The following is a 25,825-nucleotide window of genomic DNA, read 5'->3' on the forward strand; positions in this document are numbered from 1 at the left end:
CGAGAATATATTTATTGGCAGGGCTTCGGCTTGGCGTCGAGCAACTCAAGCTTGGTCAGCTTGCCGGTCAGGACGAAGTCACCGTAGTCCATCGTCAGATCGCGGGTGATGCCATTCTCATAGAGCTTGAAGGACATGCGATAGACGGGCAACGTGTCACCCATCGAACTGTCGTTGAAATAGGCGATCGTCACCGGCCAGAAGGCCGTTTTCGAAAATGCACCCGCCTTGTCGGCATCGATATCATTCGGCCCCGGCATCTCCTGCTTGCCGACGACGGTCGACGTCACCAGCGTCTTGTCGCCGTTGTCCGAGCCGTCGAAGACACGGGTTTCGAAGAAATTCCGGCCGCTCTTGGCGTTCTCAATGACATCCAGCATGTGTTCCGTCGGAAACCGGCTCTCAGCCAGATCGATCTGCTTGTTCGCAGGCTGATTGAGATCGACCTTGACGCCAGCGGGTACGTCCTGCGCTTCGCCTTCGACCTCCTTGTCGAGCTGCTCGTCGGTGAAGGATTTCGTCTCGAACCGGAATTTACGGGATCCAATATTCTCGAAAGTCTTTGTCTGCTGATCGCTGATACGTACCGTGTCACCGGTATCCACCTGCGTCACAAAGCGGAAGTTCGTGGTGAAGCCGTCACAATAGGAGCCATCGAATTCATAGACCATCCGTCCGTACATTCCGGTGATGCCAGAACGTTCCGTGGCATCCTTGAGTTCGAGATCATAGACGGCGCGGTGCGGAACAAGTCCGCTGGCGGTCGTCGCATTGGCTGTGGCAGCCGACAGGCTGGTCGCACTCGCACCGGCCAATAGAGCTGCGGCAAGACTCGAACGGAACATTCATTATCTCCTGTTGGACTCGCACGCGATGTTATAAGAACGCATTCGGCCAAATCGAGGCTATTTGCCCCAAACGGCAATTTTAGCCTTGATGCAAAATTTTTGAAGATTTTACAACAAACCGGAGACGAAAATGTCTGACGCCATCGAAGAGCGCCTCAAGGAAATGGGTATCGCCCTGCCGCAGGCCGCCGCCCCGGCTGCGAATTACGTTCCCTACGTCATCAGCGGCAATCTGCTCTATCTTTCCGGTCAGCTTTCTATCGAAAACGGCAAGGTGGCCGTCACCGGACACCTCGGCAAGGAGGTCGATGTCGCGGCGGGAAGCCGCGCGGCGGAATTATGCGCCATCAACATTCTCGCTCAGGCCAAGGCGGCGCTCGGCGGTGATCTCGGCCGTATCCGCAGAATCCTCAAACTCAACGGTTTCGTCGCCTCGACGCCGGAATTCGTCGAACAGCACCTTGTCATCAATGGTGCATCGAACCTGCTGGCGAACGTATTGGGCGACGCCGGCAAGCACGCCAGAGCCGCCGTCGGCATGGCTGCTCTGCCGCTCAATGCCGCAGTCGAAATCGATGCTATCATGGAAATTGCGTGATGAGCAAAGCTTCATGGATCATCGAGCGTCCAGTCGCGCATCGCGGCTACCACGACCTCAACAGGGAAATCTGGGAAAACACGCTTTCAGCCTTCGAGCGCGCGATAAAGGCGGGATTTGCGATCGAATGCGACCTGCATTATGCCGCAGATGGCGTGCCGGTCATTTTCCATGACGAGGATCTCGAACGGCTCTGCAGCATCAAGGGCGACGTGCGCGCACGCACTTCTGCGGAGCTCGGCCTGCTTGCGGTCGGAGGCACGAAGGATAGGATACCAAGCCTCAAACAGCTTCTGCAACTCTGCGGCGGCAGGGTGCCGCTCGTGCTCGAGCTCAAGGGTCGCGAGAAGGATGACGAGGGCTTCGCCGAAGCCGTGCTCGAAGTGCTGGAAGGCTATAAAGGCGACGTGGCGTTGATGAGCTTCGACCACTGGCTGCTCAAGGATCTGAAGACGCTCGAAAGCCCCTACCCGGTCGGATTGACTGCGGAAGGCAAGGACCCCGAGGCCTTCTTCAAACATGACGAGGCCATGCAACTCGGGCTCGACTTCATCTCCTATCACTATGGGCATCTGCCGAATTCGTTCATAACGGCGCAACGGAAGCGCGCTATTCCCATCATCACGTGGACGGTGCGCGACGAGGCGGCTCGCAAGCAGACATTTGCCAATGCCGATCAAATGACATTCGAAGGCTTCGATCCGCGTGCGCTCTGAAAGCATCGCTTTTTGGACAAGATCATGCGCAGAATAGAGGGCAGAATTTCATCAAATCCATAGATCCCGTTTTCGTTTAATGACAGACGAATTATCCATCCGGGTCGAGCGATCCTTCTCCGCGATTTCTCCGGCAAGCTGGTCAAAGCTCGCCGGTACTTCGCGGGGCGTTACATCCGAGATCTATAACCCGTTCATATCGCACGCGTTCCTTTCCGCTCTGGAAGAATCGGGCTCGGCCACCGCCGATACCGGATGGCTCGGCCATCATCTCCTTCTGGAAAACGATAAAGGCACATTGATCGGGGCAATACCCTGTTATCTGAAGAGCCATAGCCGGGGCGAATATGTTTTCGATCACGGTTGGGCCGACGCCTTCGAGCGCGCTGGAGGACGCTACTATCCGAAGCTGCAATGCTCGATACCGTTTACGCCCGCAACCGGACCGCGCCTGCTGGTCGCGGAAGGTTATGACCGGAAGGTTCTTCAGCCAGCGCTTGCGGAAAGCCTGAAAGAAGTGGCGCGCCGGATCGGCGTGTCTTCCGCGCATATCACTTTCCTGCCGGAAGCTGAAAGCTGCATCCTGGAGGCGGACGGCTATCTTCATCGCACGGACCAGCAATTCCACTTCATCAACGAGGGCTATGCGGATCACGACGCGTTTCTCGAAACGCTGGCATCGCGCAAGCGCAAGGCATTGAGGAAGGAGCGGCGTGTAGCGCTCGAGAACGGGATATCAATCGACTGGCTGACCGGCAGCGATCTCACCGAGCGCATCTGGGACGAGTTCTTCGCCTTCTACATGGATACCGGCAGCCGCAAGTGGGGTCGGCCCTATCTCACCCGGAAATTCTATTCGCTGATCGGCGAGCGCATGGCCGACGACATCCTGCTGGTCATGGCCAGGCATAACGGTCGCTATGTGGCCGGCGCAATCAACTTCATCGGTGGTGATACTCTTTATGGCCGCCATTGGGGATGTATCGAAGATCATCCCTTCCTGCATTTCGAAGTCTGCTATCATCAAGCCATCGATTTCGCGCTCGCCAAAAAATTGAAGCGGGTCGAAGCCGGGGCTCAAGGCGAGCACAAACTCGCGCGCGGCTATCTGCCGGTCGCCACCCATTCGGCGCATTTCATAGCTCATGCCGGGTTGCGGCGTGCTATTGCCGACTATCTCGAACACGAGCGCGCGGAAGTGGAGCAGATCGGCGAAATACTGAGCGAACACAGCCCCTTCCGCAAGGGCGAACGCCAGGAAGATTGACATCTTCGCGCGTCTGACCGATTCCATTTCCTAAAGCCTATCGCGTGAAAAGAGATTCACGCGATAGGCTTTAGGCTATTGTTTTCATGCATGTCGTTGCCGCAAAAACCGCTGCACACTTTTGCGCGACACGCATTAAGGGGAGATTTCCGAATGACCAATCCGGCCTACGACGACAACAATATCTTCGCAAAGATCCTGCGCGGCGAGATTCCGTCCTACAAAGTTTATGAAGATGAGCACACAATCGCCTTCATGGATGTCATGCCGCAGGCGCCGGGCCATGTGCTCGTGGTTTCAAAGGCGCCGTCGCGCAATCTGCTCGATGCCGATCCGGCAACTCTCGTCCGTATCATTCCCGTCGTCCAGAAGATGGCAGTCGCAGTCAAAGACGTCTTCGACGCGGATGGTGTCTTCATAGCGCAGTTCAACGAGCATGCTGCCGGACAGACGATCTTTCATCTGCATTTCCATGTCATTCCGCGTCATGAAGGCATGGCGCTGAAGCCGCACTCCGGAAAGATGGAAGACGGGTCTGTGCTTGCCGACAATGCCGAAAAGATAAAGGCTGCCCTCACCTAACGTCATGCACTTCGGCTTAATTGCTGAAAGCTCTGAAATGTAAATAAAAAAGGCCGCATCTGCGGCCTTTTTGGTTGCCTCAAGGCGAGCTCACTTCTTGCGCGGCACCTTGGGAACGGTGCTGCTCTTCTTCGGGACGCTCGTTGCTTTCGACTCGGCTTCCGCCGCTGCTTTCTTCATTGCCGCCTTCGTCTTCTTGGCAACGGTCTTCGTCTTCAATTCGCCGTCGTCACCGTCATCCGCTTCCGGATTGACGACCTCGGCCTCGGGCTTCGGCTTGATCGGCGCCGTTTCGGAAATGGCTTCGAGCAAGATGCCGGTCTTGCCATCTTCCTTCGTGCCGACGGTGACATTGACGACGCCGCCCTTCTTCAGCTTGCCGAAGAGGATTTCGTTCGCCAGCGGCTTCTTGATGTTTTCCTGGATGACGCGGGCGAGCGGACGTGCACCCATCTTCTCGTCATAGCCATGTTCAGCAAGCCATGCGATCGCATCCTCGTGCAGGTCGAAAGTGACATTGCGTTCGGAAAGCTGAGCTTCGAGCTGCATGATGAACTTCTGCACGACCTTGTGGATAACGACGGTCGGCAGCGACGCAAACGGAATGATCGCATCCAGGCGGTTGCGGAATTCCGGCGTGAAGAGACGGGTCAATGCCTCCTCGTCCTCGCCGGTACGCTTGGACGAGCCGAAGCCGATCGCAGCCTTGGCCATTTCCGACGCGCCCGCATTGGTCGTCATGATCAGAATGACGTTGCGGAAATCAATCTTCTTGCCGTTGTGGTCGGTCAGCGTGCCGTGATCCATGACCTGCAGCAGAATATTATAGATATCCGGATGCGCCTTCTCGATTTCATCGAGCAGAACCACGCAATGCGGATGCTGGTCGACGCCGTCGGTCAGAAGGCCGCCCTGATCGAAGCCGACATAGCCGGGAGGTGCACCGAGCAGACGGGAAACCGTATGGCGCTCCATATATTCCGACATGTCAAAACGCAGCAGTTCCACACCGAGCGAGGATGCAAGCTGCTTGGCGACCTCGGTCTTGCCGACGCCGGTCGGGCCGGAGAAGACATAGGCACCGATCGGCTTGTTCGGTTCGCGCAAACCGGCTCGTGCCAGCTTGATCGACGTTGCAAGCGCTTCGATGGCCGTATCCTGACCGTAGACGACCGAGCGCAATTCCTGCTCGAGATTGGCAAGAACCGCTTCGTCATCCTTGGAAACGGTCTTCGGCGGGATACGGGCCATGGTCGCAACCGTCGCTTCGATCTCCTTCTCGGTGATCAGCTTGCGGCGCTTGGACGGCGGCAACAGCATCTGGGCGGCACCGGTCTCGTCGATCACGTCGATCGCCTTGTCCGGCAGCTTACGGTCGGAGATATAACGGGCCGAGAGCTCGACCGCCGTCTTGATGGCGTCGTTCGAATAGCGCAGGTGGTGATACTCTTCGAAATAGGGCTTCAGACCCTTCATGATCTCGATAGCATCATCAATCGACGGCTCGTTGACGTCGATCTTCTGGAAGCGGCGGACCAGAGCCCTGTCCTTCTCGAAGAACTGGCGATACTCCTTATAGGTCGTCGAACCGATGCAGCGGATCGCACCGGAGGAAAGCGCCGGCTTCAAGAGGTTCGAGGCATCCATCGCACCGCCCGACGTCGCACCTGCGCCGATTACCGTGTGGATTTCGTCGATGAACAACACGGCGCCCGGATATTCCTCCAGCTCCTTGACGACCTGCTTCAGACGCTCTTCGAAATCGCCGCGATAGCGGGTACCTGCAAGCAACGTGCCCATATCGAGAGAAAAGATAGTGGCATCCGCCAGCGCCTCGGGCACCTTGCCTTCGACGATGCGCTTGGCAAGGCCTTCGGCAATCGCCGTCTTGCCGACACCGGGATCACCCACATAGAGCGGATTGTTCTTCGAGCGGCGGCACAACACCTGAATGGTGCGGCTGACCTCGGCGTGACGACCGATCAACGGATCGATCTTGCCGCTTCTGGCCTTCTCGTTCAGATTCACGCAGTAAGCCTTGAGCGCGTCCTGCTGCTTCTTGGCGCTTCCCTCCTCCTGCTCGTTGCGTGAAGACGGCTTGCTTTCGGCCTCGCCTTCTTCGGCGCCCCGCGGCGTGCGGACCTGGGAAGAGCCGGGGCGCTTGCCGATCCCATGCGAGATGTAGTTGACGGCGTCGTAGCGGGTCATCTCCTGCTCCTGCAGGAAATAGGCCGCGTGACTTTCCCGTTCGGCGAAAATCGCGACGAGAACATTGGCGCCGGTTACCTCTTCGCGACCGGACGATTGCACATGGATGACGGCACGTTGAATGACGCGCTGAAAGCCGGATGTCGGCTTCGAATCCTCGTCATAACCGGTGACCAAATTGGAAAGTTCATTATCGACATATTCAACGAGCGTCTTGCGAAGCGCATCGAGGTCGACGTTGCAGGCGCCCATAACGGCGGCTGCGTCTGCATCATCGATCAGCGCAAGTAACAGATGCTCGAGCGTTGCATATTCATGATGCCGCTCGTTAGCAAAGGTCAGTGCCTGGTGCAGCGCCTTCTCAAGACTAGGCGAAAATGTTGGCACGTTCAGTTCCTCACTTCTTTTCCATAACACATTGCAGCGGATGCTGGTGTTGTCGGGCAAAATCCATCACCTGACTCACCTTTGTTTCAGCTACTTCATATGTATATATGCCGCATTCGCCGACTCCATGATTGTGGACATGGAGCATGATGCGGGTGGCACTTTCATGATCCTTCTGGAAAAACCGTTCCAGAATATGAATGACGAATTCCATCGGCGTGTAGTCGTCATTCAAAAGCAGGACGCGATAGAGGTTGGGCTTCTTCGTTTTCGGCTTGACACGTGTAATGACCGAGGTGCCGCGATTTCCGTTGTCCCCATTCCTTTCGGTGTCGTTCTGCATTCGGATCGGCATTGCGATCATCTTCGTTGGTTCCTCAAATCATCCGGCCGGCGGTCGCATGCTACGGGGTTCGTCAGCCGGAAACCCGAACACTAACTTAGTTCATATTGGGCTGATTTTAAGCCCCCTGCTTCACACTGCAATCACTATTCGGCTTCCGCTCAGTGCAAACTATAAAAAAGTCCGAACGGAGACGTGACCTTTGCAAAATGAAAAGACCGGCTGCTTTCGCAGCCGGCCCTGATCTCTCTTGCCGACATATCGGCCCTGATTGCGAACCAATCGTTTATGCGGCTGCCGAAGCCACCGACGAGGAAGCCTTACCCGTCGCCTTTGCAATCGGAGCTTCGTAGGGCTTGTAAACCGTCTTGGCGAGATCGGCATACATCTCGCTCAGCTTGGTTGCCTCTGACACATAGCTCTCATAGGACGACTTCAGGAAATTCGACTGAAGCTCGAAGGCGGTTTCGAAACTCTTGACGCCGGAAAGCGTTTCCAGGTGCGTGACGACATCCTGGAAGGACTTCTTGGAATATTCGGCGGTTTCGGCAGCAATCGCCTGAAAACCCTTCGCCACATCGGAGTAGCTCTTCAGAGCCGCGTCCATCGCTTCCTTGCCCTTCTTGTTTGCTTCATCGAGATTGAACATCGGTACCCTTCCTCCTGTTGATCTCTGATGCGAAACTTAATTGCGATGCACAAAGAGTCAAGTAGTCTTGTGCGCCGCAATATTCCGCATAAGTTGTAATTTGAGGGGATCAGGGAAGATGGTTTCAGGAGGCACGTACCTCCTACTTTGATTTTTCAGACATATATCAGCGGACTGCAACCAGAGGCTTTTTCAGAAATATCCGAAAATCAGTATTTCAGGTTTGCCGCTTGAATGGGCAGACCGCCCAATAAAAAGCCGGCTTGCGCCGGCCTTCGCACTATCAAGGCGTTGAAACGCTTCAGAGATCGACGTCCAGGATTGCCATCGAGAAATTATAAGAGCGGTCACCGTCCTCATCATCGATATAGACGACGCCCAGAAACTCCTCACCCAGATAAACCTCCGCCGAATCGGTCTTGCGCGGACGTGCCTTGACCACGACCTGCGGGTTGAACGTGCGTTTGAAATAGGCGTCGAGCTTCTTGATTTCTTCAGGCTTCACAATTCGTCTCCGTGAGCGTTTCTCAAGCTGGCCGCTTCTCGCACAGGAAAAGCGGCGCTGTAAAGGTCGGATACGGAACGGCCGCCTCTCCACGGCATTGCCGCAACTCGCGCGTCGACAATCAATCCCACAGATTGTGGCTCAGATATCGGCGCCGATAACCTGATCCATAACACGTGACGGCTCTGAGCAACCGGCCTCGCCGACCACCTTGGCCGGAACGCCGGCAACCGTCGTTTTCGGCGGAACCGGCTTCAGCACGACGGAGCCAGCCGCAATACGAGAGCAATGTCCGATCTCGATGTTGCCGAGGATCTTGGCGCCCGCACCGATCAGCACGCCGCTGCCAATCTTCGGATGCCGGTCGGCGCCTTCCTTGCCCGTCCCGCCCAGCGTGACACCATGAAGGATCGAGACATTATCGCCGATGACGGCGGTTTCGCCAACCACCAAGCCGGTGGCATGGTCAAGAAAGATGCCTTTGCCGATGCGCGCGGCCGGATTGATATCCGTCTGGAAGACGCTGGAGGAGCGACTTTGCAGGTAAAGTGCGAAATCCCGTCGACCGCGATCAAGAAGCCAATGCGCAAGCCGATGCGTCTGCAATGCATGAAAGCCCTTGAAATAGAGAACGGCTTCCATGAAGCGCAGGCATGCCGGGTCGCGATCGTAGACGGCCTGGATATCGACGCGCAGAATGGAACTCCATTCCGGCCAATCGTCCATCATCTCTTCAAACGTCTGGCGCAGGAGATTTGCCTGCATGTCAGGGTGGTCGAGGCGTTCGCAGATCCGGTGAATGACACATTCTTCCAACGAGCGGTGATTGATGACCGTCAGATACAGAAACGCGGCGAGAAGGGGATCCTTTTCGGCAGCAGCGCGCGCTTCCTCGCGAAGGCTATCCCAGATCGGATCCATGATCTTGAGCTGGTTTTGCACTTCGACTGAGCGGACATCAGATTTTACGACCATTGGCGGTCTCCTCATTTCCCGTCGACAGGACATTATATAGATTAAAACGAACGCAACACAAATGGGTTGTCCGTCAATGGATCTTTGGCATGATTTTGCCGGCGGCATGCTCCGCGCACATTCCATAAACGCAATCGGAACGCTTTTCATCGACAATCCCACGCATAAAAATGCCATGACTGCGGCGATGTGGCGCGCCCTCCCGCAGGCGCTGCGCTGGTTGACAGATGAGACCCATGTCCGCGTGATCATCATTCGCGGCGCCGGTACCGGTGATTTCTGCGCCGGAGCCGATATCAGCGAATTCGAAACCGTCCGGAAGGATACAGCCTCTGCCCTCTTTTACGAGGGACAGAACAGCGATGCGTTCGAAGCAATACGACATTGCCGCGTACCGACGATCGCAGCGATCCGCGGCGTCTGCATCGGGGGCGGTTTCGGCATTGCGGCCGCCTGCGACCTGCGAATTGCCGATGAGAGCGCCCGCTTCGCGATCCCCGTAGCCAAGCTCGGCCTTACCTATCCCGCCGACGCCGTTCAGGACATCGTCAGCGCACTCGGCCCCCAGATGACGAAAATGGCGCTCTTTACCGGCGCTCCGGTTTCGGCAGGCAAAATGGCCGCAACCGGCTTTCTTCTCGAAACCGTTTCGGCCGACATGCTGGATGCGGAGGTCGCCGCGCTTGCCGAAACCATTGGCGCGAACGCGCCTATCTCGATCCAGGCGTCGAAAATCGCCGTGCGCGCCGTCACCGAGCAGGATAGCGACCTGCTGCGGGAGGCGGAAGTCATCGGCGCGAGCACCTTCGAAAGCGCGGATTACGCGGAGGGGCGTGCTGCTTTCGCGCAGAAGCGCAGACCACAATTCACCGGAAGGTGACAGTTAAATCCTGTTGGTGAGATTCTCGCCCAATACCGCTGCACAGTTTTGCGCGAGATGCGCTAGCATGACACACTGAGCCGCAAGTCACCGGTCGGCGACTTTTTCGTAGAATTCCAGAACCGCCTTCTTGAAGACCTTATCACCGACGGCGAGCATATGATCCCTGCCTGGTATGTCGAGCGCCTGGCCACGTGGCATGAGCTCCGCAAGCGCCTGCGGCGATCCGGCGATATCATCCTTCGTTCCAACTCCGATCAATGTTGGAGCGTCGATCTTGCCGATGTCCCGGCGGCTTATCAGGTCGCGTGAACCGCGGATACAGGCGGCAAGTGCCACGCGATCGCTTCTGGTTTGCTCGGCAAAAGCGCGGAACATACGGCCACGGGGGTGATCGACAAGATCGATTGACGGGGCCAGAAGCGCATCGGCGATGGGATCCCAGTCGCCGACGCCATCGGTCATGCCTATCCCCAGTCCGCCGAAGACGAGCGAGCGCACGCGCTCGGGACTGGCCATCGCCAGGAAAGCCGAAATACGCGCGCCCATCGAATAACCCATGATGTTCGCTTCAGCGATACCGAGATGATCAAGAAGGGCCACGGCGTCCGATGCCATGACCCAGGGCCGATAGGCTTCCGGGTCATGCGGCTTGTCACTGGCACCATGGCCGCGATTGTCAATGGCGATGACCCTATAGCCGGCATCACCGAGGGTCTTCAGCCAGCCTGGATGGACCCAGTTGACGTTGGCAGTCGAGGCAAATCCATGAACAAGAAGAACCGGTACACCGTTCGGATCCCCTTCGTCGAAAAACGCGAGGTTCACTCCGTCATGGACAAAGTTCGAGAAGGCAGGCGTATTCAGGTTCATGGCATCGGTCCTTTCGCGGCAGACCATATTTTATCGACCATCATCGGTGAACCCTGCGAGAGAGGAAAATCTGTGACTTGTCGCCGACTTTTCGCTCTACACATTTGAAGTGAAGAACTATAAAGTCCGCGCAAATTTCGGAAGCATTTGGAGAGCATCATGGCCGGCCATCACATTCCTCACTTTCAGAACGACGGCGGACATCGCGTTATCGAGATCGGAGTGAAGGAATTCATGTGCACCGGCGCGTCCGTGCCGTTTGATCATCCCCATATCTTCATCGATATGGGCGATGACAATGAGAAGGTCTGCTCCTACTGCTCGACTCTCTATCGCTTCAATTCTTCCCTGAAACCTGAGCAGACCAATCCGGCGGGCTGTGTCTTCCACATCAAGGCTGCCTGATCCTTCCCAGTCGCGATCGGATTTGCAGATGCCGGTCAAGAACACCGCGATCATCGGCGCCGGTGTGGCGGGCCTGACGACTGCGCTTGCGCTGGCCCGGCACGGTATCCGGTCCCATATCTTCGAGCAGGCCGCCGAGATGACGGAGGTCGGTGCCGGGTTGCAGATTTCGCCCAATGCGTCGCATATCCTTGACGAGCTGGGCATCCTTGAAACACTTGCTGGCATCTGGCTCGAACCGCGAGAGATCCGGCTCGTTTCCGGTATCTCGCTGCGGCAGATCGCTGCCGTTCCTTGCGGTGATTTTGCCAGAAGGCGTTGGCATGCACCCTACGGTGTCCTGCATCGCGCAACGCTGCAAAGGACGCTACTCGATGCAGTGGTCGCCAATCCGCTCTGCTCTTTGCATCTCGGACAACAAGTCGAAGCGGCTACCGCGAAATCTACCGCTGCGCGTTCGGGCAGCGAACCCGAGCTCATCATTGGCGCCGACGGCGTATGGTCGTCCATGCGCGATGCGGTGCCGGCGGCGCCCATGCCCCGGTTTTCGGGCAATGTTGCCTGGCGGTTCACTGTTTCGGAAGCGGCCGCGCCCGATTTTCTCGATCGGACCAGCGTCACCGCCTTTCTCGGTCCATCGGCACATCTCGTTTGCTATCCGCTCAAGGAAACGAACGGCTTCAACATCGTTGCAATAACCGCCGGCGGTGCAGCAGCGCATGAATGGGCGGCCATTGGGAGCCAGGCGCAGCGCGACCTCCTGATGCGATGCTTTTCAGACTGGGACAGGGCGGTCGCCACAGCAATGTCAGCGGTGGAGAATCCGACATTCTGGCCGCTCTACGAGGTCGGCGATGGCCGCTGGCACAATGGAAAGGATACCGTCCTCATCGGCGATGCGGCGCATGCCATGATGCCCTTTGCTGCGCAGGGCGCGGCGATGGCGATCGAAGACGCCTACGAGCTTGCGGGAGCACTGGCTCGAAGCCCCTTGCCTGAGGCCATCGAATTCTTTGAAAGGCACCGTGCGCCGCGCGTCGCGCGGCTGCGGCAGCGCGCCGCCTTCAACCGCTTCGCCTATCACGCCCGTGGCCCCTTCAAGCTCGGACGCGATCTGGTTCTGGCGTTTCGTCCGCCGCAAAGTCTTGCGGCGGATCTAGACTGGATCTACGGCTATCGCGCCGCCGTCTAATCAGACAGCGGCCGCCGCCGCAAAGCCCCTCTCGATGTCGGCCTTGATATCGGCCACATCTTCGAGACCGATCTGCAGACGGATGACCGGCCCCTCCTTGGGCGCCTTGCAGATGCGCCGGTCATTGAGATTCACATGGAGAGCAAGGCTCTCGAACCCGCCCCAGGAATACCCAAGGCCAAAGATCGAGAGCGCATCCAAGAAGGCGTGCGCCCTGGCTTTGAATTTTTCCGAGCTGTCGACCGCCAGGACGAAGGAGAAGATGCCGCTTGCTCCCGTGAAGTCCCGTTTCCAGATAGCGTGGCCGGGAAAGCTCGGCAGAGCCGGATGCAGCACGCGCGCGACCTCGTCCCTGCCCTCCAGCCATTGGGCGATTGCCAGCGCGCTTTCCTGATGACGTTCAAGGCGCACGCCCATGGTGCGCAATCCACGCAGGATCTGATAGGCATCGTCGGGCGCGCCGCAGATGCCGAGCGTGATGTTGGCCTCCCTGAGGCGATCCCAGTGCGCGGCATTGGCGGAGACCGTTCCCATAAGGATATCAGAATGGCCGGACGGATATTTGGTCGCCGCGTGGATCGAGATATCGACGCCATGGTCGAGGGGCCTGAAATAGACAGGTGTGGCCCAGGTGTTGTCCATTGTAACCACGCAGCCATGCCTGTGAGCCGCCGCCGAAATCGCCGCGATGTCCTGCATCTCGAAGGTGTTGGACCCCGGCGCCTCGGCGTGCACGAGCCTGGTGTTCGGCTTGATCAGGGCCTCGATTCCGGCGCCCACCAGTGGATCGTAGTAATCGATCTCGACACCCAGCCGCTTCAGCATCGCGTCACAGAAATGGCGTGTCGGCGCATAGACGGAATCGACGATCAACGCGTGGTCGCCGGCGGACAGGAACCCCAGAAACGGCACGGTCACCGCCGCCAGCCCCGTTGGAACGAGGATGGTTCCGGCGGAACCTTCCAACGCATCGATCGCTTCGCAAAGCGCATCGGTCGTCGGTGTGCCCCGGGTCCCGTAAGTATATTTCTGGGCGCGCGTTTCCATGGCGCGGGCATTCGGAAAGAGCACCGTGGACGCATGCACGACCGGCGGATTGATGAAGCCGTGGTAATCGGATGGGGTGTTTCCGATATGGGTCAGCCGGGTGTTGATGCCCGCGTTTTGCGGTGAAAACTTCTCGTCGTTCATTGTCGGATGTGCCTTTGGGCTATCGATACGAAAGTCGGATTTGCGACGATCCGGTGCAGCAGGTCAAGCCTGTCGATGGCCAGCCGTCTTTTGCCGATTCCTGAGGTGGAACAATGCGTTTGATGCGGCTTCCCTCAACCACGCGATTTTTTTTGGCAGAAGATTGCCTAGCTCATAGCCAAATGCCCATACCACCAGCGCTTTTTGGCAAAACATGGACTTATGCGATAATTATTAGGGGCCAACACTTGACCCTACGGAGATTTGCGACTGTGATAGGGTTTCTCGCGCCGGGAGGGTGTCGAGAAAACGGGGGTGCATATCGGTTTGCTTCAGCCAAATCCCCCTCAATAAAGACAACGGATAAAGATTGGGAAAAAAATGAAGAACACGCTTCTGTCGGCCGCAATCGGTGCAGCAATGTTTGCTCTGGGCGCATCGGCCGCTTCGGCGACCACGCTCGAAGATGTCAAAGCAAAGGGATTCCTCCAGTGCGGCGTAAACACCGGACTTCTGGGTTTTGCGCAGCCTGATGCCTCCGGCAACTGGGCCGGTTTTGACGTCGACTACTGCAAGGCAGTCGCCGCTGCGATCTTCGGCGACGCAACCAAGGTGAAATTTACCGGTCTCAACGCCACCAACCGCCTTCCGGCGCTGGAGTCGCGCGAAATCGACGTTCTCATCCGCAATACGACCTGGACCATCAATCGCGACACGGCTCACCCGCTCCTCTTCCGGGCGGTCAATTACTTCGACGGCCAGGGCTTCATGGTTCGCAAGAGCCTGAATGTGAAGTCGGCGCTCGAGCTTTCCGGCGCGGCAATTTGCGTTCAGGCCGGCACGACGACGGAGCTCAACCTGGCGGATTATTTCAAGGCGAACAACCTTCAGTATAATCCCGTCGTCTTCGAAAAGCTGGAAGAGGTGAATGCTGCCTATGAGTCGGGCCGCTGCGACGTCTACACCACCGACCAATCGGGCCTGTATTCGTTGCGTCTCACGCTGAAAAATCCTGACGAACACATGATCCTGCCGGAAATCATCTCGAAGGAGCCCCTTGGCCCGGTGGTCCGCCAAGGTGACGACCAGTGGTTCAACGTTGTGACCTGGACCGCCTTCGCGCTCATCAACGCCGAGGAATTCGGCATCACGCAGGCCAATGTCGACGAGATGAAGAACTCGACCAATCCGGACATAAAGCGCTTCCTCGGCACCGAGGCGAAGTCAACGATCGGTACCGATCTTGGTCTGACGAACGAGTGGGCCTATAATATCGTCAAGGCCGTCGGCAATTACGGTGAAGTTTTCGAGCGCAATCTCGGCCAGAGCAGCCCCTTGAAAATCTCCCGCGGCTTGAACGCACTCTGGAACAAGGGAGGCATCCAGTACGCGCCGCCGATCCGCTGAGACACTCAGCCATACCTGCGGAAAGGCGGCACTGCCGCCTTTCCGGCCAATACAAGAACAAGCCCAAAATGGGCGACAAGGGGAAATGGGCTACGCATGACACAAGAGGCCACCGCCACAACTGCGCCCGAAGCCGGCTGGAGCTTGCGCTCCCTTGCCTATGACCCGCAAGTCCGCGGCATCTTCTACCAAATTCTGACGATCGTACTTCTCGTGGCCTTCATATGGTGGGTCGGCAGCAATACGGCTGCACATCTTGCCATTGCCAATCAGAGTCTGGGTTACAATTTCATCAGCGGGAGGGCGGGTTTCAATATCGCCCAGTCGCTGATTCCCTATTCCAGTGATTCAACCTACGGAAGCGCCTTCCTCGTTGGAATCGTCAATACACTTTTCGTCGCGATTACGGGTATTATCGCTGCGACCATCATTGGCTTTATCGTGGGGATTGGGCGGCTTTCACACAATTGGCTGATCGCCAAGCTTTGCACCGTCTACGTCGAGGTGTTCCGGAACATTCCGCCGCTGCTCGTCATCTTCTTCTGGTATCTGGGCGTTCTGTCCGTTCTGCCGCAGCCACGCGATTCTGTGCACCTGCCTTTCAGCATGTTTCTCAACAATCGCGGTCTCGCTTTTCCACGCCCGATTTTCGGCGCCGGCATGTGGGCGGTGCTCGTCGCATTCGTCGTTGCAATCATCGCCGTCATCCTGCTTGCGCGCTGGTCATCCAAACGTCAGGCGCTGACCGGTAAGGCGTTTCCGACTATATGGACCGGGATTGCTGTTATCATCGGCCTGCCGATTCTCGCTTTCCTTCTCGCCGGCCTGCCGATCACTTTCGACTATCCGGTGGAGGGCAAATTCAACCTCACCGGCGGGTCGGTCATCGGCCCCGAATTCATGTCGCTTTTCCTGGCGCTCTCCTTCTATACCGCATCCTTCATCGCCGAGATCGTGCGCGGCGGCATCCGAGGCGTTCCAAAGGGGCAAACGGAAGCAGCCGGGGCACTCGGCCTGCACCCCTCCCGCATCACGCGGCTGGTGGTCATACCGCAGGCGCTGCGCATCATCATCCCGCCGCTTACGAGCCAGTATCTCAATCTCACCAAGAACTCGTCGCTCGCAATCGCCGTTGGCTACGCCGACATATTTGCGGTTGGCAGCACAATTCTCAACCAGACCGGCAAGGCGATAGAGGTCATCTCGATCACAATGATCATCTACCTCGTCATCAGCCTCGTTACCTCGCTGTTCATGAACTGGTTCAACGCCAAGATGGCCCTGGTGGAGAGATAAGATGTCGGTCGCAGAAAGGAATTTCGTCAGAACCGCCATGCTCGCACCGGAGCCCCCTCCGGCCAGCGAGAAAGGCGCCCTCCATTGGGTTCGAGCCAATCTTCTGGCCACTCCGCAGGATGTCGTGCTGACCTTGCTCGCCACCGTCTTCATCGTCTGGAGCCTGACACATCTCATCGACTGGCTTTTCGTAAAAGCCGTCTGGAGCGGAACGGACCGCAGCTTTTGCGCCACGAGAGCGCAAGGCGGAACGCAGCCTGACGGTTGGAGCGGAGCCTGCTGGGCCTTTGTCAATGCGAAGTTCGATCAATTCATGTTCGGACGCTATCCACCCGACGAGCGCTGGCGGCCGATCATGGTCGCCATCATGTTCGTCGCCCTGCTCGTTCCGATGCTCATACCATCGGTGCCGAGGAAGTCGCTCAACGCAATTCTGCTCTTTCTCGTGCTGCCATTCGTCTCTTTCTTTCTGCTTTACGGCGGATTCGGCCTGCAGATCGTCGAGACTCCGCTCTGGGGCGGGTTGATGGTGACGCTGATCCTGTCCTTCTTCGGCATCGTCGTCTCGCTTCCGATCGGCATTCTGCTGGCGCTCGGACGACGATCCAACATGCCGGTGATCCGCACCTTCTGCATTATATTCATCGAATTCATTCGCGGCATTCCGCTGATCACAGTGCTGTTCATGGCAAGCGTCATGCTGCCGCTCTTCCTGCCGACCGGCTGGACGGTGGACAAGCTCCTGCGCGCGCTTGTCGGTGTCTCGATCTTCGCCTCCGCCTATATGGCCGAAGTTATCCGCGGCGGCCTCCAGGCGATTCCAAGGGGACAATTCGAAGGCGCCGATTCGCTTGGCCTCAGCTATTGGCAGAAAATGCGGCTGATCGTTCTGCCGCAGGCCATCAAGCTGGTGATCCCCAGCATCGTCAACACCTTCATCGGAATGTTCAAGGATACCTCGCTGGTCTCGATTATCAGCATGTACGATCTGCTTGGCATCGTAAGGCAGAACTTCACCGACGCGAACTGGGCGAGCCCCGTGACGCCTATCACCGGCCTGATCTTCGCAGGCTTCGTTTTTTGGCTGTTCTGCTTCGGGATGTCACGCTATTCGAACTTCATGGAACGCCACCTCGACACTGGCCACAAACGATAAAAATGGGAAATGAGCATGGCTGACGTAAACCCCAAGAAAATGACCATTTCCGCGACTGATGTGGCAGTGGATATCATCAACATGAACAAGTGGTACGGCGATTTCCACGTGCTGCGCGACATCAATCTCAAGGTCATGCGCGGCGAGCGCATCGTCATCGCCGGCCCCTCGGGTTCGGGCAAGTCGACGATGATCCGCTGCATCAACCGCCTCGAAGAGCACCAGAAGGGCCGCATCGTCGTCGATGGGGTGGAACTGACGAATGATCTCAAGAAGATCGATGAAGTCCGGCGCGAAGTCGGTATGGTGTTCCAGCACTTCAACCTTTTCCCGCATCTGACGATCCTCGAAAACTGCACATTGGCGCCGATCTGGGTGCGCAAGATGCCTAAAAAGCAGGCCGAGGAAATCGCCATGCATTTCCTGAAGCGCGTGAAGATTCCGGAGCAGGCCAACAAGTATCCCGGCCAGCTTTCCGGCGGTCAGCAGCAGCGCGTGGCTATCGCCCGCTCGTTATGCATGAACCCGAAGATCATGCTCTTCGACGAGCCGACATCGGCGCTCGACCCGGAGATGATCAAGGAAGTGCTGGACACGATGGTCGGTCTTGCCGAGGAAGGCATGACGATGCTTTGTGTGACCCATGAAATGGGCTTTGCCCGCCAGGTCGCCAACCGGGTGATCTTCATGGACCAGGGCCAGATCGTCGAGCAGAACTCGCCGGCGGAATTCTTCGACAATCCGCAGCACGAGCGCACCAAGCTTTTCCTGAGCCAGATCCTGCACTAAGTCGCGCCGGCGCCGACGAGGCCTCTGTCGCGAGCGTTAAAGGCTTCTTTCGCCCCATCCCCTGCACGCCATCAGCATCTGCTGATGGCATTATTACCCTGCATTCCTCCAACGGCCACCGCGTCCGAGATGGCGTAACCGCCGCTCGCTGTCCGTCCGGCCGAATTCGGTCGCCTTCGAAGCCGCAAGCGGGCGAAAATCCAGTGAGGAAACGCAATTTTAGGAGTTGCAGGGCGAGTATGACTTGGTGTATCCCCGCACCGTTGTTGGCTCGGAGTGTAGCGCAGTCTGGTAGCGCATCTGGTTTGGGACCAGAGGGTCGGGAGTTCGAATCTCTCCACTCCGACCATTCTTCCTCGTGAAGAGGTGCACGCGGGAGAGCAGTTTTGATAGGCGAAAGGACGCTTTCGCCTCTATTTTGGAGCAGGTTCAGGCTATGTCTGCCAAGATCTATCGTCCCGCCAAGACCGCCATGCAGTCCGGCAAGGCAAAGACTCACCTCTGGGTTCTGGAATTCGACCAGGAAATACCGCGGAAGATCGATCCGATCATGGGGTATACTTCATCGGCTGACACCCGCCAGCAGGTGAAGCTGACCTTCGAGACCCAGGAGCAGGCAGAAGCTTACGCGCAGCGCAACGGCATCGAGTATCGTGTCATCGCGCCAAAGGAGCCAATCCGGCAGAACGTGTCCTACTCGGACAATTTCCGTTTCAACCGCATGCAGCCCTGGACACACTGACGGAGCGGTCATCTGCCCGTCACGCTTGCTGAAGACAATTGGAAACGGCGCGAATCGACAATAAGGCCCCTTAGCTCAGCTGGATAGAGCACCTGCCTTCTAAGCAGGTGGTCGCAGGTTCGAATCCTGCAGGGGTCGCCATCCTTCTATGGTCCGACCGGACACATAGGTAACGGAACGTACCTAAGACATCGGTAAACCGTCTGCAGGCCTCCTACAGGCGGCGTGAGCATTGGAACAAATCCGCGCGGTTGCAGTTTGCCCCACATGTCAACCATACAGGAGCAATGCCATGTTCACACGCATCCTTACGGCATCCCTTCTCGCGCTTGGTCTCGTAGCAGGCGGTGCCCTCGCTCAAGAAAACAACTCATCGGACCCGACGGGCAACCAGCGCGGCCAGACAAGTAATTGTCAGGGTCAAACCGACAACTCGGCATCACGCACGTCCGGAGGGGATGCAGCAAATTGCAACTGAATGCCTGTTTTAGGCCTCAGTCCCCTATATGCCCCGCCACAAGGCGGGGCGTGCTGTTCTCTCCCGATCCCAGATTCCTATGAGGCGATGCTTTAAAGCACGGCCCATGTCCTCTTGTCGTTATGCCCGACTTCCCAAAGCAACCGGTCGTGAACGAAGGCTGGCCGGAAATGCCGCAAACCGGGACATATACAGTGGATATTAACCTACTGTTATCCCTCTCCGATCATTCAAATGGAGCGCATCCCGTTAACGCTTCAGAAAGATATGGCCGTTTCGCTCACCCCAGCGGGCGGTGGGGTAGCTCGGTCGTTCCGCCCAGCCAACGCAGCGGCCGGCTGCCTCCCTACGAAGGGATCTCCGGAGAAAAAGGAAATGAACTTTGGGGACCTTCAGGACGTATTCGCAATGCGCCCAGACTGGTTGTCTATTGAGCCGCTCTTCGCATTGCCGGGCTGTCGACCCGGTCACCCGGTGCAATGCCGAGCTTGGCTGCCGTGCCCCCATTCAATTCGACGACGAACTTCACGTCGCCTTGCGAATCAATGATCGCCTCCGAAAACGGCTCGGCGTTTTTCTTGATATGGCGGATGGTTCCACCTGCATCGATGAACAGCATGTCCAAGGGCAGCGGTGTGTTCTTCATCCACATCATGACCGGCCGTGGATTGCCAAAGTCGAAGATCATGCCGCGATCGGGCGCCATGGTCTTGCGGAACATCAATCCCTGCGCCCGTTGATCGGCCGTGGCGGCAATCTCCACCGTGAATTCAAGCGTCTTTCCGCTGGCCGTCCGAACCGCAAGCGGGGCCGTGTCGAACTTCATTGTTTCCTGCGCCAGGGCTGGCGCGGCAAAGAAAAAAAGCGCCATGAGGGCGCTTTTGACGATGGTGAGCATCTCAACTCTCCGTATCAGTGGGACCGGCTCGCCGGGCTCGGAACATCGGGGTGAACCTCCGCCGCCATCAATCCCTTTTCACCAGTGCCGAAGCGCACCAGAACCACCTGTCCTGGCCGCAGTTCGGTCAGGCCGAACCGACGCAGCGTCTCCATGTGGACAAAAATATCCTCTGTTCCCTCGCCGCGCGTCAGGAAGCCGAAGCCCTTCGTGCGGTTGAACCATTTCACAAGTGCCCGCTCCAGCCCGCTCGTCGGCGTGACCTGCACATGGGTGCGTACCGGCGGAAGCTGCGAAGGATGGATAGCCGTCGACTGATCCATGGAAAGGATCTTGAAGGCCTGATAGCCGCGCTCGCGCCGCTGGACGAGGGCGACAATCCTCGTGCCTTCCAGAATCGTCTGGTAGCCGTCCCGGCGCAGGCAGGTCACGTGCAGCAGTACATCCTGCATGCCGTTATCCGGTACGATGAAGCCAAAACCCTTGGCAACGTCGAACCACTTTACCACGCCGGTAATTTCTATAAGGTCGACAGCATCGCCCGACAGCTCGTCAAGGTCGGTAAACTCCTTTGATGAAATCCTGTCAGCCATTTCGCCAGCCCCTTGATTACGCGTCACACTGTTACGGTTAACTGATTCTTGAAATCAAGATTAACATCTTGGTAACGCAAAAGCGCAAGTCCTAGTTTTCGATTATTCCCAGCTCTAGATTTTAGCGCGTTGACTTGCCTGAAGCTGACGTCTGCGCACATAACCCCGAGAAGGCAACATTGGAAGGAAACAGAATGCGTTACCTGCACACCATGGTTCGAGTGAAAGATCTGGACGCCTCGCTCCATTTTTACACAACCCTGTTCGGCCTCAAGGAAATCCGCCGCCATGAAAACGAGAAGGGCCGGTTCACACTGGTCTTCCTGGCGGCTAACGAAGATCTCGACGCTGCAACCAACAAAAAATCACCCTGCCTCGAGCTCACCTACAACTGGGACACAGAAGATTATACAGGCGGACGCAATTTTGGTCACCTCGCCTATGAGGTTGATGACATATACGCCATTTGTCAGCATCTGATGGACAATGGCATCACCATTAACCGCCCGCCGCGGGACGGTAACATGGCTTTCGTCCGCTCGCCCGACGGTATTTCGATCGAGCTTCTTCAGAAAGGCTCCAGTCTTCCGCCGGCCGAACCATGGACCTCGATGCCGAATACCGGCAGCTGGTAAAATCGAGGCTTTTCCGAAGCTTGCGGCATTTGCGAATTTCCGGCTCTCGGGTTTCTGCGCACTTGCCGCGCACGGTCTCATGACGACAATGACGGCTGACTCGTAGCATCTGATATGAATCCGGTGCGATCAGAATTGTCGGAGACCGGTCGTTGGAGAACTTGCCAAAACGAATGCCCTCGGCGGCCACAATGCTGGTCGCCGCTTCTTTGCTGGTCCTGCCGGGCTGCGTTACGGCAACCAAGCCCATCGCGGCAGCCGGTGCGACGGCATCGTCCGACACGCCGTCGGAGCAACAGACAGCCGACGCCGCGGTCCCTTCAACACCTTCCCGAAACAAGGCCTATCGCGATCCGCTCGTCAGGAACGTGTCGGCCGACGCAGCATCTCGGCCGAACACACAGGCCGCCGCCTCCGCCCCTTCCCCGTTGCCGGGCTCGGCAACGGGCGCACCGGCCAATATCGGCGGGCTGGCGCTGCAGCCAACCGCGATAAACGCACATACATTGAGCATCTACTCGGTCCCGAATTCGGCAATGCCTGCCCAGCCGGCCGCTGGGGATGCGACCGCCTATGCGCCGGGTCCTGGAATCAGCCCTGCTCGGGCGAGCGTCTTCAGCGCACCAGCGACACCATCCGCTCCGCCGCAATCCCAAAGCGATGCCGATGTCACGACGCCCGACCAGACATTGCAGAAACGTATCCCTCAGTCGCGGTCGCAGGCCGAAACCCAGCCTGCAACCATGCGATCAGCCAGCCTCCAGGGCGCGACTCGCAATGTCTTGTACAGCGCACCAAGGGTCCCTGCTGCAAATGGCCTGCTTAACCTCCTGCACAAGGTCGCCCTTCCCGGCCTGACGCGGACGGCACCGAACGGATTGCACGTTCAGAACGACACAATACAGGTCGGCTGCTTCCAGCCGGATCTCGTCAGGATGATCAAGAGCGCTGAGAACCATTTCGGCCGCCCGGTCGTTGTCACGTCCGGTTATCGTGACCCAAGCCATAATCGCCTCGTTGGCGGCGCGGACGAATCTCTTCACAAGTCGTGCGATGCGGCCGATCTGAAAGTGGAAGGCGTGTCCAAATGGGAACTTGCCTCCTATCTACGCAGCCTGCCCGGTCGCGGTGGTGTTGGAACCTATTGCCATACGGAATCGGTTCATCTCGATACCGGTTCGCAGCGCGACTGGAACTGGGCTTGCCGGGGTCCTGGTGCGTCTGAGACCGCCGAACAGGGTATTTGAGAAATGAACGAGATGTGAGCGCCCGTGTCGCCGCGCGCTCATGTGCTCTCGCGCAATGCGCCGGCCCGACTCTGATGAATGTTCAGCAGCTCATTGATTCTCCTCACCAATCCGCGTTGCAACGTCGGCTGTCGTTTTCTGTCATTTTTTTGAAAAAAAATCATCTTTCGCGCTTGCGAGATCCCAATCGCCTGACTATAAGGGCGCCACCACACGGCACGCGCCCTTCGTCTATCGGTTAGGACGACAGATTTTCATTCTGTAAAGAGGGGTTCGACTCCCCTAGGGCGTGCCATTTCCTTTCTTCGGATCTTGCGTCATAATGTTAGATGGCTTGTGGGATGTTCGTGCTTATCCTATCTAAGCGTTTGCCGGATGCGCCCTTCGTCTATCGGTTAGGACAACAGATTCTCATTCTGTAAAGAGGGGTTCGATTCCCCTAGGGCGTACCACCGGCTTCATCCCCTCGCATCATGCGTGGAGCGCTACGCGTTCGACAGGAACGCTCCATCATCCATGAAACTGCGCATGTACCCGAAGGTGATTGTTCTTTATTTTCAGGGAACAAGGCGAGGGCGTGATCCGCAAGGCTGCTTTTCCACAGTCGCCGAAGAAAATGTGTGGCACGACGACATTTTTTCTCGTTTTGCCGCTTGCGGCAACCAAAAGGCCTGACTATAAGGGCGCCACCACACGGCACGCGCCCTTCGTCTATCGGTTAGGACGACAGATTTTCATTCTGTAAAGAGGGGTTCGACTCCCCTAGGGCGTGCCACCTTCTGACCCGTACCGCCGACAAAGTTAATGCAACCGCTTCGAGCGGATTATCGCGTTGCGGCTGCATCCATGACACGCAGCTGCACCCGCCGTGCGCCTTGCCAGTGATCGGTATTGAGGCAGCCGGCGACGTGGAGCTGCGCGCCTCTGGAATTCAGCAGGAGATTGCCAAGCGGCGTCTCGGCGGCACGGAAGGCGATTCCGTCCAATCTGGCTCCATCCTGGGCCTCCAGGGTGATCTTCACGTGGGATTGCCCGACCATTCTGGAATCCCGCAGACGGTGAGACGGAATCGCAAAAATCGGCTGCGCGTGCCCCGATCCATAGGGCCCAGCGGTTTCAAGCCGGTCGACAAAGTCGATGGTGGCGCCGCTTGCGCCGACGGCGCCATCTATCTTCAGTACTTCGTTGGCGGTGAGCGCCATGACCGCCTTTTCTGCCTTCTCAGCAAAAAAGGTCCTAAGCTTGCCGAGATTGGCGCGTTCGACCGTGAGGCCTGCGGCCATGGCGTGACCTCCGCCCTTGACCAGGAGCCCCTCGTCGACCGCAGCCCGCACCATGCGACCCATGTCGAAGCCGTTGATCGAACGACCGGATCCGGTGCCTTTGCCGGAGGGATCGAATGCGATCGCGAAGGCAGGGCGCCGAAACTTCTCCTTCAACCGCGCCGCAATCAGACCAACGATGCCGGGATGCCAGTTCTCTCGCGCCGTAACGATAACCGAAGCTCCCTCGCCGTTGCCGTATTCGGCAAGCGCTTCTGCCTCGGCTTCCTGAAGCATGGCCGCCTCCATCGCCTGACGCTCACGGTTCAACTCGTCCAGACGCTCTGCTATCGCCTCGGCCTCTGCCGGATCATCGAGCGTCAGAAGGCGGCTGCCGAGCGCCGCATCGCCGATGCGTCCGCCGGCATTGATGCGCGGGCCGATGAGGAAACCGAAGTGATAGGGGGTGACAGGACCTCCAATTCCCGCCTTGCGGAACAGCGCGGCAAGACCGGCATTGCCCATATGGCGCGCCGCGATCAGCCCCTTGACCACATAGGCTCGGTTCAACCCCTTGAGCGGGACGACGTCGCAAACGGTCGCCAGGGCCACGATATCGAGCCAGGCGAGGAGATCGATCGTCGAGGCACGCCTGTTCCCCGTTTCGCGCAGCAACCGCAAGGTGGCGACCAGGACCAGTAGAACGACACCGGCCGCGCAGAGATGTCCCTGCCCTGACAGATCGTCTTCCCGGTTCGGATTGACCAGCGCGTGGGCGGACGGCAGCTCGTGAGCGACCTGATGGTGGTCGATGACGACGACATCGATGTTACGGCCGTTGGCGGCAGCGATCGATTCGTGGCTCGTCGAGCCGCAATCTACCGTAACGATCAGCTGGGCGCCGTTGTCGATGAGCTGGTTGATAGCCGCCGGGTTCGGGCCGTAGCCCTCGAATATGCGATCCGGAATGTAGATGTTGGCCTTGACGCCGAAATGCGTCAGAAAGCGATAAAGAAGTGCAGAAGAGGCCGCGCCGTCGACATCGTAATCGCCGAAAATGGCGACTTTCTCGCCGCTTCCGATCGCACGGGCGAGGCGCCTTGCCGCCTTCTCGCAATCCGTCAGCGTATGGGGATCGGGCATCAGGCTACGGATGGTCGGATCGAGAAAGGCCTGGGCATCGTCGACCGAAACGCCGCGGCCCGCCAGAACACGGGAAATAAGATCAGGCAACCCATGGATCTGCGACATGGCAAGCGCCCGGTTCTGCCCGGCCTGATCCAGTCGGGAGATCCATCGATTGCCAAGCGTCGATTTTTCCACGCCGAGGAACGCCCGCTGAACGGGATCGATCATGTCTGCCATGCCGCGAGTCCGCCCTTCTTCGTCTTCTTTTTCTACAGAAGCGGCGCAAATAGCAAAGCGGCAGATTCAGAAAATGGAGGTTTTACCCAAGTAATGCCCAGACAAGGAGGCCGACACCGATTATCTGAGCGAAGGCGATCGAAAGAAACACCAGAAACACCGCCCAATTGCGGTCTTCCCGCAGTTCGCCCTCAAGTGCCTCGTCAAGCTCGCGAAGCCGCTCGGCAACCCCGTTTACGCGACTATCATAGTCCTTTTCAGCATGGCTGTGTCCGAATACAGTGTTCATCACGCTCGGCTCCTAGAGCGCCATGCGTTCTAACGAAGGACGCTCTAAC

General features: G+C 57.8%; 27 protein-coding genes and 5 tRNA genes. 20 read left to right on the forward strand and 12 right to left on the reverse strand.

All coding sequences use genetic code 11. The annotated features are described in order from the left end of the window. Window positions 1–11 precede the first annotated feature (11 nt). Entirely contained in the window at window positions 12–845 is an 834-nt protein-coding gene (locus AAE029_RS28545) for a cell envelope integrity EipB family protein (RefSeq protein WP_371076291.1), read from the reverse strand. 133 nt (window positions 846–978) lie between these two features. Here AAE029_RS28545 and AAE029_RS28550 point away from each other — a divergent pair, with 133 nt between their 5' ends. The 4 genes from AAE029_RS28550 to AAE029_RS28565 all read left to right on the forward strand — a co-directional run bounded on the left by AAE029_RS28550 (window position 979) and on the right by AAE029_RS28565 (window position 4,011). Further along, on the forward strand, window positions 979–1,446 hold the full coding sequence (locus tag AAE029_RS28550) for a RidA family protein (protein ID WP_371076292.1): 468 nt from the start codon (window positions 979–981) through the stop codon (window positions 1,444–1,446). Continuing rightward, window positions 1,446–2,162, forward strand: coding sequence for a glycerophosphodiester phosphodiesterase (locus AAE029_RS28555; RefSeq protein ID WP_371076293.1), 717 nt, complete (start codon window positions 1,446–1,448; stop codon window positions 2,160–2,162). Before AAE029_RS28550 ends, AAE029_RS28555 begins: the two co-directional genes overlap by 1 nt. Before the next feature lie 79 nt (window positions 2,163–2,241). Then, window positions 2,242–3,429, forward strand: coding sequence for a GNAT family N-acetyltransferase (locus AAE029_RS28560; RefSeq protein WP_371076294.1), 1,188 nt, complete (start codon window positions 2,242–2,244; stop codon window positions 3,427–3,429). Window positions 3,430–3,582: 153 nt separating this feature from the next. Further along, entirely contained in the window at window positions 3,583–4,011 is a 429-nt protein-coding gene (locus tag AAE029_RS28565; protein WP_371076295.1) for an HIT family protein, read from the forward strand. Window positions 4,012–4,101: 90 nt separating this feature from the next. Here AAE029_RS28565 and clpA read toward each other — a convergent pair whose 3' ends face one another. The 5 genes from clpA to cysE form a co-directional block, all read right to left on the reverse strand. Beyond that, window positions 4,102–6,606, reverse strand: coding sequence for an ATP-dependent Clp protease ATP-binding subunit ClpA (gene clpA, locus AAE029_RS28570; protein WP_371076296.1), 2,505 nt, complete (start codon window positions 6,604–6,606; stop codon window positions 4,102–4,104). 10 nt (window positions 6,607–6,616) lie between these two features. Continuing rightward, on the reverse strand, window positions 6,617–6,970 hold the full coding sequence (clpS, locus tag AAE029_RS28575) for an ATP-dependent Clp protease adapter ClpS (RefSeq protein WP_371076297.1): 354 nt from the start codon (window positions 6,968–6,970) through the stop codon (window positions 6,617–6,619). 265 nt (window positions 6,971–7,235) lie between these two features. After that, window positions 7,236–7,598 (reverse strand): phasin family protein, encoded by a 363-nt coding sequence (locus AAE029_RS28580; protein ID WP_371076298.1) that lies wholly within the window; start codon window positions 7,596–7,598, stop codon window positions 7,236–7,238. Window positions 7,599–7,899: 301 nt separating this feature from the next. Further along, window positions 7,900–8,103: a DUF3126 family protein gene (locus tag AAE029_RS28585; RefSeq protein WP_371076299.1), complete on the reverse strand. Its 204-nt coding sequence runs from the start codon at window positions 8,101–8,103 to the stop codon at window positions 7,900–7,902. Between the two features lie 141 nt (window positions 8,104–8,244). Beyond that, a complete protein-coding gene (cysE, locus tag AAE029_RS28590) occupies window positions 8,245–9,078 on the reverse strand; it encodes a serine O-acetyltransferase (protein ID WP_371076300.1) in 834 nt (277 codons plus the stop codon). Window positions 9,079–9,154: 76 nt separating this feature from the next. Between cysE and AAE029_RS28595 the strand changes: the two genes are divergently transcribed. Beyond that, window positions 9,155–9,958 carry an enoyl-CoA hydratase-related protein gene (locus AAE029_RS28595; RefSeq protein WP_371076301.1) on the forward strand — a complete coding sequence of 268 codons (804 nt, stop codon included), beginning with the start codon at window positions 9,155–9,157 and terminating at the stop codon, window positions 9,956–9,958. A gap of 87 nt (window positions 9,959–10,045) precedes the next feature. On the opposite strand, the gene AAE029_RS28600 is transcribed toward AAE029_RS28595, so the two are convergent. Then, window positions 10,046–10,831, reverse strand: a complete 786-nt coding sequence (locus tag AAE029_RS28600) for an alpha/beta fold hydrolase (protein WP_371076302.1) — start codon at window positions 10,829–10,831, stop codon at window positions 10,046–10,048. A 159-nt stretch (window positions 10,832–10,990) separates the two neighbouring features. On the opposite strand from AAE029_RS28600, the gene AAE029_RS28605 reads away from it, so the two are divergent. Together AAE029_RS28605 and AAE029_RS28610 are read left to right on the forward strand one after the other, a co-directional pair. Continuing rightward, entirely contained in the window at window positions 10,991–11,236 is a 246-nt protein-coding gene (locus tag AAE029_RS28605; protein WP_371076303.1) for a zinc-finger domain-containing protein, read from the forward strand. A 28-nt stretch (window positions 11,237–11,264) separates the two neighbouring features. Then, the gene (locus AAE029_RS28610; RefSeq protein ID WP_371076304.1) at window positions 11,265–12,428 is read left to right on the forward strand and encodes an FAD-dependent monooxygenase; all 1,164 of its coding nucleotides are present in this window, start codon (window positions 11,265–11,267) and stop codon (window positions 12,426–12,428) included. On the opposite strand, the gene AAE029_RS28615 is transcribed toward AAE029_RS28610, so the two are convergent. Beyond that, window positions 12,429–13,619: a cystathionine beta-lyase gene (locus AAE029_RS28615; protein WP_371076305.1), complete on the reverse strand. Its 1,191-nt coding sequence runs from the start codon at window positions 13,617–13,619 to the stop codon at window positions 12,429–12,431. Between the two features lie 381 nt (window positions 13,620–14,000). On the opposite strand from AAE029_RS28615, the gene AAE029_RS28620 reads away from it, so the two are divergent. From AAE029_RS28620 to AAE029_RS28650, 7 genes are all read left to right on the forward strand, one after another. Further along, complete coding sequence (locus tag AAE029_RS28620) at window positions 14,001–15,026, forward strand: amino acid ABC transporter substrate-binding protein (protein WP_371076306.1); 1,026 nt, start codon at window positions 14,001–14,003, stop codon at window positions 15,024–15,026. 96 nt (window positions 15,027–15,122) lie between these two features. Beyond that, window positions 15,123–16,322 carry an amino acid ABC transporter permease gene (locus AAE029_RS28625; RefSeq protein WP_371076307.1) on the forward strand — a complete coding sequence of 400 codons (1,200 nt, stop codon included), beginning with the start codon at window positions 15,123–15,125 and terminating at the stop codon, window positions 16,320–16,322. Window position 16,323: 1 nt separating this feature from the next. Further along, entirely contained in the window at window positions 16,324–17,478 is a 1,155-nt protein-coding gene (locus tag AAE029_RS28630) for an amino acid ABC transporter permease (RefSeq protein ID WP_371076308.1), read from the forward strand. 15 nt (window positions 17,479–17,493) lie between these two features. Next, window positions 17,494–18,267: an amino acid ABC transporter ATP-binding protein gene (locus AAE029_RS28635; protein ID WP_371076309.1), complete on the forward strand. Its 774-nt coding sequence runs from the start codon at window positions 17,494–17,496 to the stop codon at window positions 18,265–18,267. Between the two features lie 272 nt (window positions 18,268–18,539). Continuing rightward, window positions 18,540–18,616: transfer RNA gene (locus tag AAE029_RS28640), tRNA-Pro, on the forward strand. 87 nt (window positions 18,617–18,703) lie between these two features. Next, window positions 18,704–19,009: an ETC complex I subunit gene (locus tag AAE029_RS28645; protein WP_371076310.1), complete on the forward strand. Its 306-nt coding sequence runs from the start codon at window positions 18,704–18,706 to the stop codon at window positions 19,007–19,009. 64 nt (window positions 19,010–19,073) lie between these two features. Then, window positions 19,074–19,150: transfer RNA gene (locus tag AAE029_RS28650), tRNA-Arg, on the forward strand. Between the two features lie 764 nt (window positions 19,151–19,914). Here the strand turns inward: AAE029_RS28650 and AAE029_RS28655 are convergent. Together AAE029_RS28655 and AAE029_RS28660 are read right to left on the reverse strand one after the other, a co-directional pair. Continuing rightward, window positions 19,915–20,385 (reverse strand): DUF192 domain-containing protein, encoded by a 471-nt coding sequence (locus tag AAE029_RS28655; protein ID WP_371076311.1) that lies wholly within the window; start codon window positions 20,383–20,385, stop codon window positions 19,915–19,917. A 14-nt stretch (window positions 20,386–20,399) separates the two neighbouring features. After that, window positions 20,400–20,978 carry a cold-shock protein gene (locus tag AAE029_RS28660; protein WP_371076312.1) on the reverse strand — a complete coding sequence of 193 codons (579 nt, stop codon included), beginning with the start codon at window positions 20,976–20,978 and terminating at the stop codon, window positions 20,400–20,402. 194 nt (window positions 20,979–21,172) lie between these two features. Between AAE029_RS28660 and gloA the strand changes: the two genes are divergently transcribed. From gloA to AAE029_RS28690, 6 genes are all read left to right on the forward strand, one after another. Next, window positions 21,173–21,613 carry a lactoylglutathione lyase gene (gloA, locus tag AAE029_RS28665; RefSeq protein WP_371076364.1) on the forward strand — a complete coding sequence of 147 codons (441 nt, stop codon included), beginning with the start codon at window positions 21,173–21,175 and terminating at the stop codon, window positions 21,611–21,613. Between the two features lie 191 nt (window positions 21,614–21,804). Next, window positions 21,805–22,860, forward strand: a complete 1,056-nt coding sequence (locus AAE029_RS28670) for a D-Ala-D-Ala carboxypeptidase family metallohydrolase (RefSeq protein WP_371076313.1) — start codon at window positions 21,805–21,807, stop codon at window positions 22,858–22,860. A gap of 220 nt (window positions 22,861–23,080) precedes the next feature. After that, a tRNA-Glu gene (locus AAE029_RS28675) sits at window positions 23,081–23,155 on the forward strand. Window positions 23,156–23,237: 82 nt separating this feature from the next. Further along, a tRNA-Glu gene (locus AAE029_RS28680) sits at window positions 23,238–23,312 on the forward strand. A 64-nt stretch (window positions 23,313–23,376) separates the two neighbouring features. Further along, window positions 23,377–23,535: a hypothetical protein gene (locus tag AAE029_RS28685; protein WP_371076314.1), complete on the forward strand. Its 159-nt coding sequence runs from the start codon at window positions 23,377–23,379 to the stop codon at window positions 23,533–23,535. 25 nt (window positions 23,536–23,560) lie between these two features. Further along, window positions 23,561–23,635: transfer RNA gene (locus tag AAE029_RS28690), tRNA-Glu, on the forward strand. 49 nt (window positions 23,636–23,684) lie between these two features. Here AAE029_RS28690 and recJ read toward each other — a convergent pair. Both recJ and AAE029_RS28700 read right to left on the reverse strand, forming a co-directional pair. After that, window positions 23,685–25,487, reverse strand: a complete 1,803-nt coding sequence (gene recJ / locus AAE029_RS28695; RefSeq protein ID WP_371076315.1) for a single-stranded-DNA-specific exonuclease RecJ — start codon at window positions 25,485–25,487, stop codon at window positions 23,685–23,687. Window positions 25,488–25,569: 82 nt separating this feature from the next. Then, window positions 25,570–25,776: a hypothetical protein gene (locus AAE029_RS28700; protein WP_371076316.1), complete on the reverse strand. Its 207-nt coding sequence runs from the start codon at window positions 25,774–25,776 to the stop codon at window positions 25,570–25,572. Between the last annotated feature and the right edge of the window lie 49 nt (window positions 25,777–25,825).

It is taken from the genome of Sinorhizobium sp. CB7, from assembly GCF_041357635.1.
GTDB lineage: Bacteria > Pseudomonadota > Alphaproteobacteria > Rhizobiales > Rhizobiaceae > Rhizobium.

Coding starts and splice junctions, on each gene's coding strand:
- gloA (WP_371076364.1), top strand. CDS start 21,173: ATGCGTTACCTGCACACCATGGTTCGAGTGAAAGATCTGGACGCCTCG.
- AAE029_RS28615 (WP_371076305.1), bottom strand. CDS start 13,619: ATGAACGACGAGAAGTTTTCACCGCAAAACGCGGGCATCAACACCCGG.
- AAE029_RS28580 (WP_371076298.1), bottom strand. CDS start 7,598: ATGTTCAATCTCGATGAAGCAAACAAGAAGGGCAAGGAAGCGATGGAC.
- AAE029_RS28625 (WP_371076307.1), top strand. CDS start 15,123: ATGACACAAGAGGCCACCGCCACAACTGCGCCCGAAGCCGGCTGGAGC.
- AAE029_RS28700 (WP_371076316.1), bottom strand. CDS start 25,776: ATGAACACTGTATTCGGACACAGCCATGCTGAAAAGGACTATGATAGT.
- AAE029_RS28655 (WP_371076311.1), bottom strand. CDS start 20,385: ATGCTCACCATCGTCAAAAGCGCCCTCATGGCGCTTTTTTTCTTTGCC.
- AAE029_RS28545 (WP_371076291.1), bottom strand. CDS start 845: ATGTTCCGTTCGAGTCTTGCCGCAGCTCTATTGGCCGGTGCGAGTGCG.
- AAE029_RS28620 (WP_371076306.1), top strand. CDS start 14,001: ATGAAGAACACGCTTCTGTCGGCCGCAATCGGTGCAGCAATGTTTGCT.
- AAE029_RS28660 (WP_371076312.1), bottom strand. CDS start 20,978: ATGGCTGACAGGATTTCATCAAAGGAGTTTACCGACCTTGACGAGCTG.
- AAE029_RS28600 (WP_371076302.1), bottom strand. CDS start 10,831: ATGAACCTGAATACGCCTGCCTTCTCGAACTTTGTCCATGACGGAGTG.
- AAE029_RS28670 (WP_371076313.1), top strand. CDS start 21,805: ATGCTGGTCGCCGCTTCTTTGCTGGTCCTGCCGGGCTGCGTTACGGCA.
- AAE029_RS28645 (WP_371076310.1), top strand. CDS start 18,704: ATGTCTGCCAAGATCTATCGTCCCGCCAAGACCGCCATGCAGTCCGGC.
- AAE029_RS28560 (WP_371076294.1), top strand. CDS start 2,242: ATGACAGACGAATTATCCATCCGGGTCGAGCGATCCTTCTCCGCGATT.
- AAE029_RS28605 (WP_371076303.1), top strand. CDS start 10,991: ATGGCCGGCCATCACATTCCTCACTTTCAGAACGACGGCGGACATCGC.
- AAE029_RS28635 (WP_371076309.1), top strand. CDS start 17,494: ATGGCTGACGTAAACCCCAAGAAAATGACCATTTCCGCGACTGATGTG.
- cysE (WP_371076300.1), bottom strand. CDS start 9,078: ATGGTCGTAAAATCTGATGTCCGCTCAGTCGAAGTGCAAAACCAGCTC.
- AAE029_RS28565 (WP_371076295.1), top strand. CDS start 3,583: ATGACCAATCCGGCCTACGACGACAACAATATCTTCGCAAAGATCCTG.
- AAE029_RS28550 (WP_371076292.1), top strand. CDS start 979: ATGTCTGACGCCATCGAAGAGCGCCTCAAGGAAATGGGTATCGCCCTG.
- clpS (WP_371076297.1), bottom strand. CDS start 6,970: ATGATCGCAATGCCGATCCGAATGCAGAACGACACCGAAAGGAATGGG.
- recJ (WP_371076315.1), bottom strand. CDS start 25,487: ATGGCAGACATGATCGATCCCGTTCAGCGGGCGTTCCTCGGCGTGGAA.
- AAE029_RS28610 (WP_371076304.1), top strand. CDS start 11,265: ATGCCGGTCAAGAACACCGCGATCATCGGCGCCGGTGTGGCGGGCCTG.
- AAE029_RS28555 (WP_371076293.1), top strand. CDS start 1,446: ATGAGCAAAGCTTCATGGATCATCGAGCGTCCAGTCGCGCATCGCGGC.
- AAE029_RS28685 (WP_371076314.1), top strand. CDS start 23,377: ATGAAACTGCGCATGTACCCGAAGGTGATTGTTCTTTATTTTCAGGGA.
- AAE029_RS28630 (WP_371076308.1), top strand. CDS start 16,324: ATGTCGGTCGCAGAAAGGAATTTCGTCAGAACCGCCATGCTCGCACCG.
- AAE029_RS28595 (WP_371076301.1), top strand. CDS start 9,155: ATGGATCTTTGGCATGATTTTGCCGGCGGCATGCTCCGCGCACATTCC.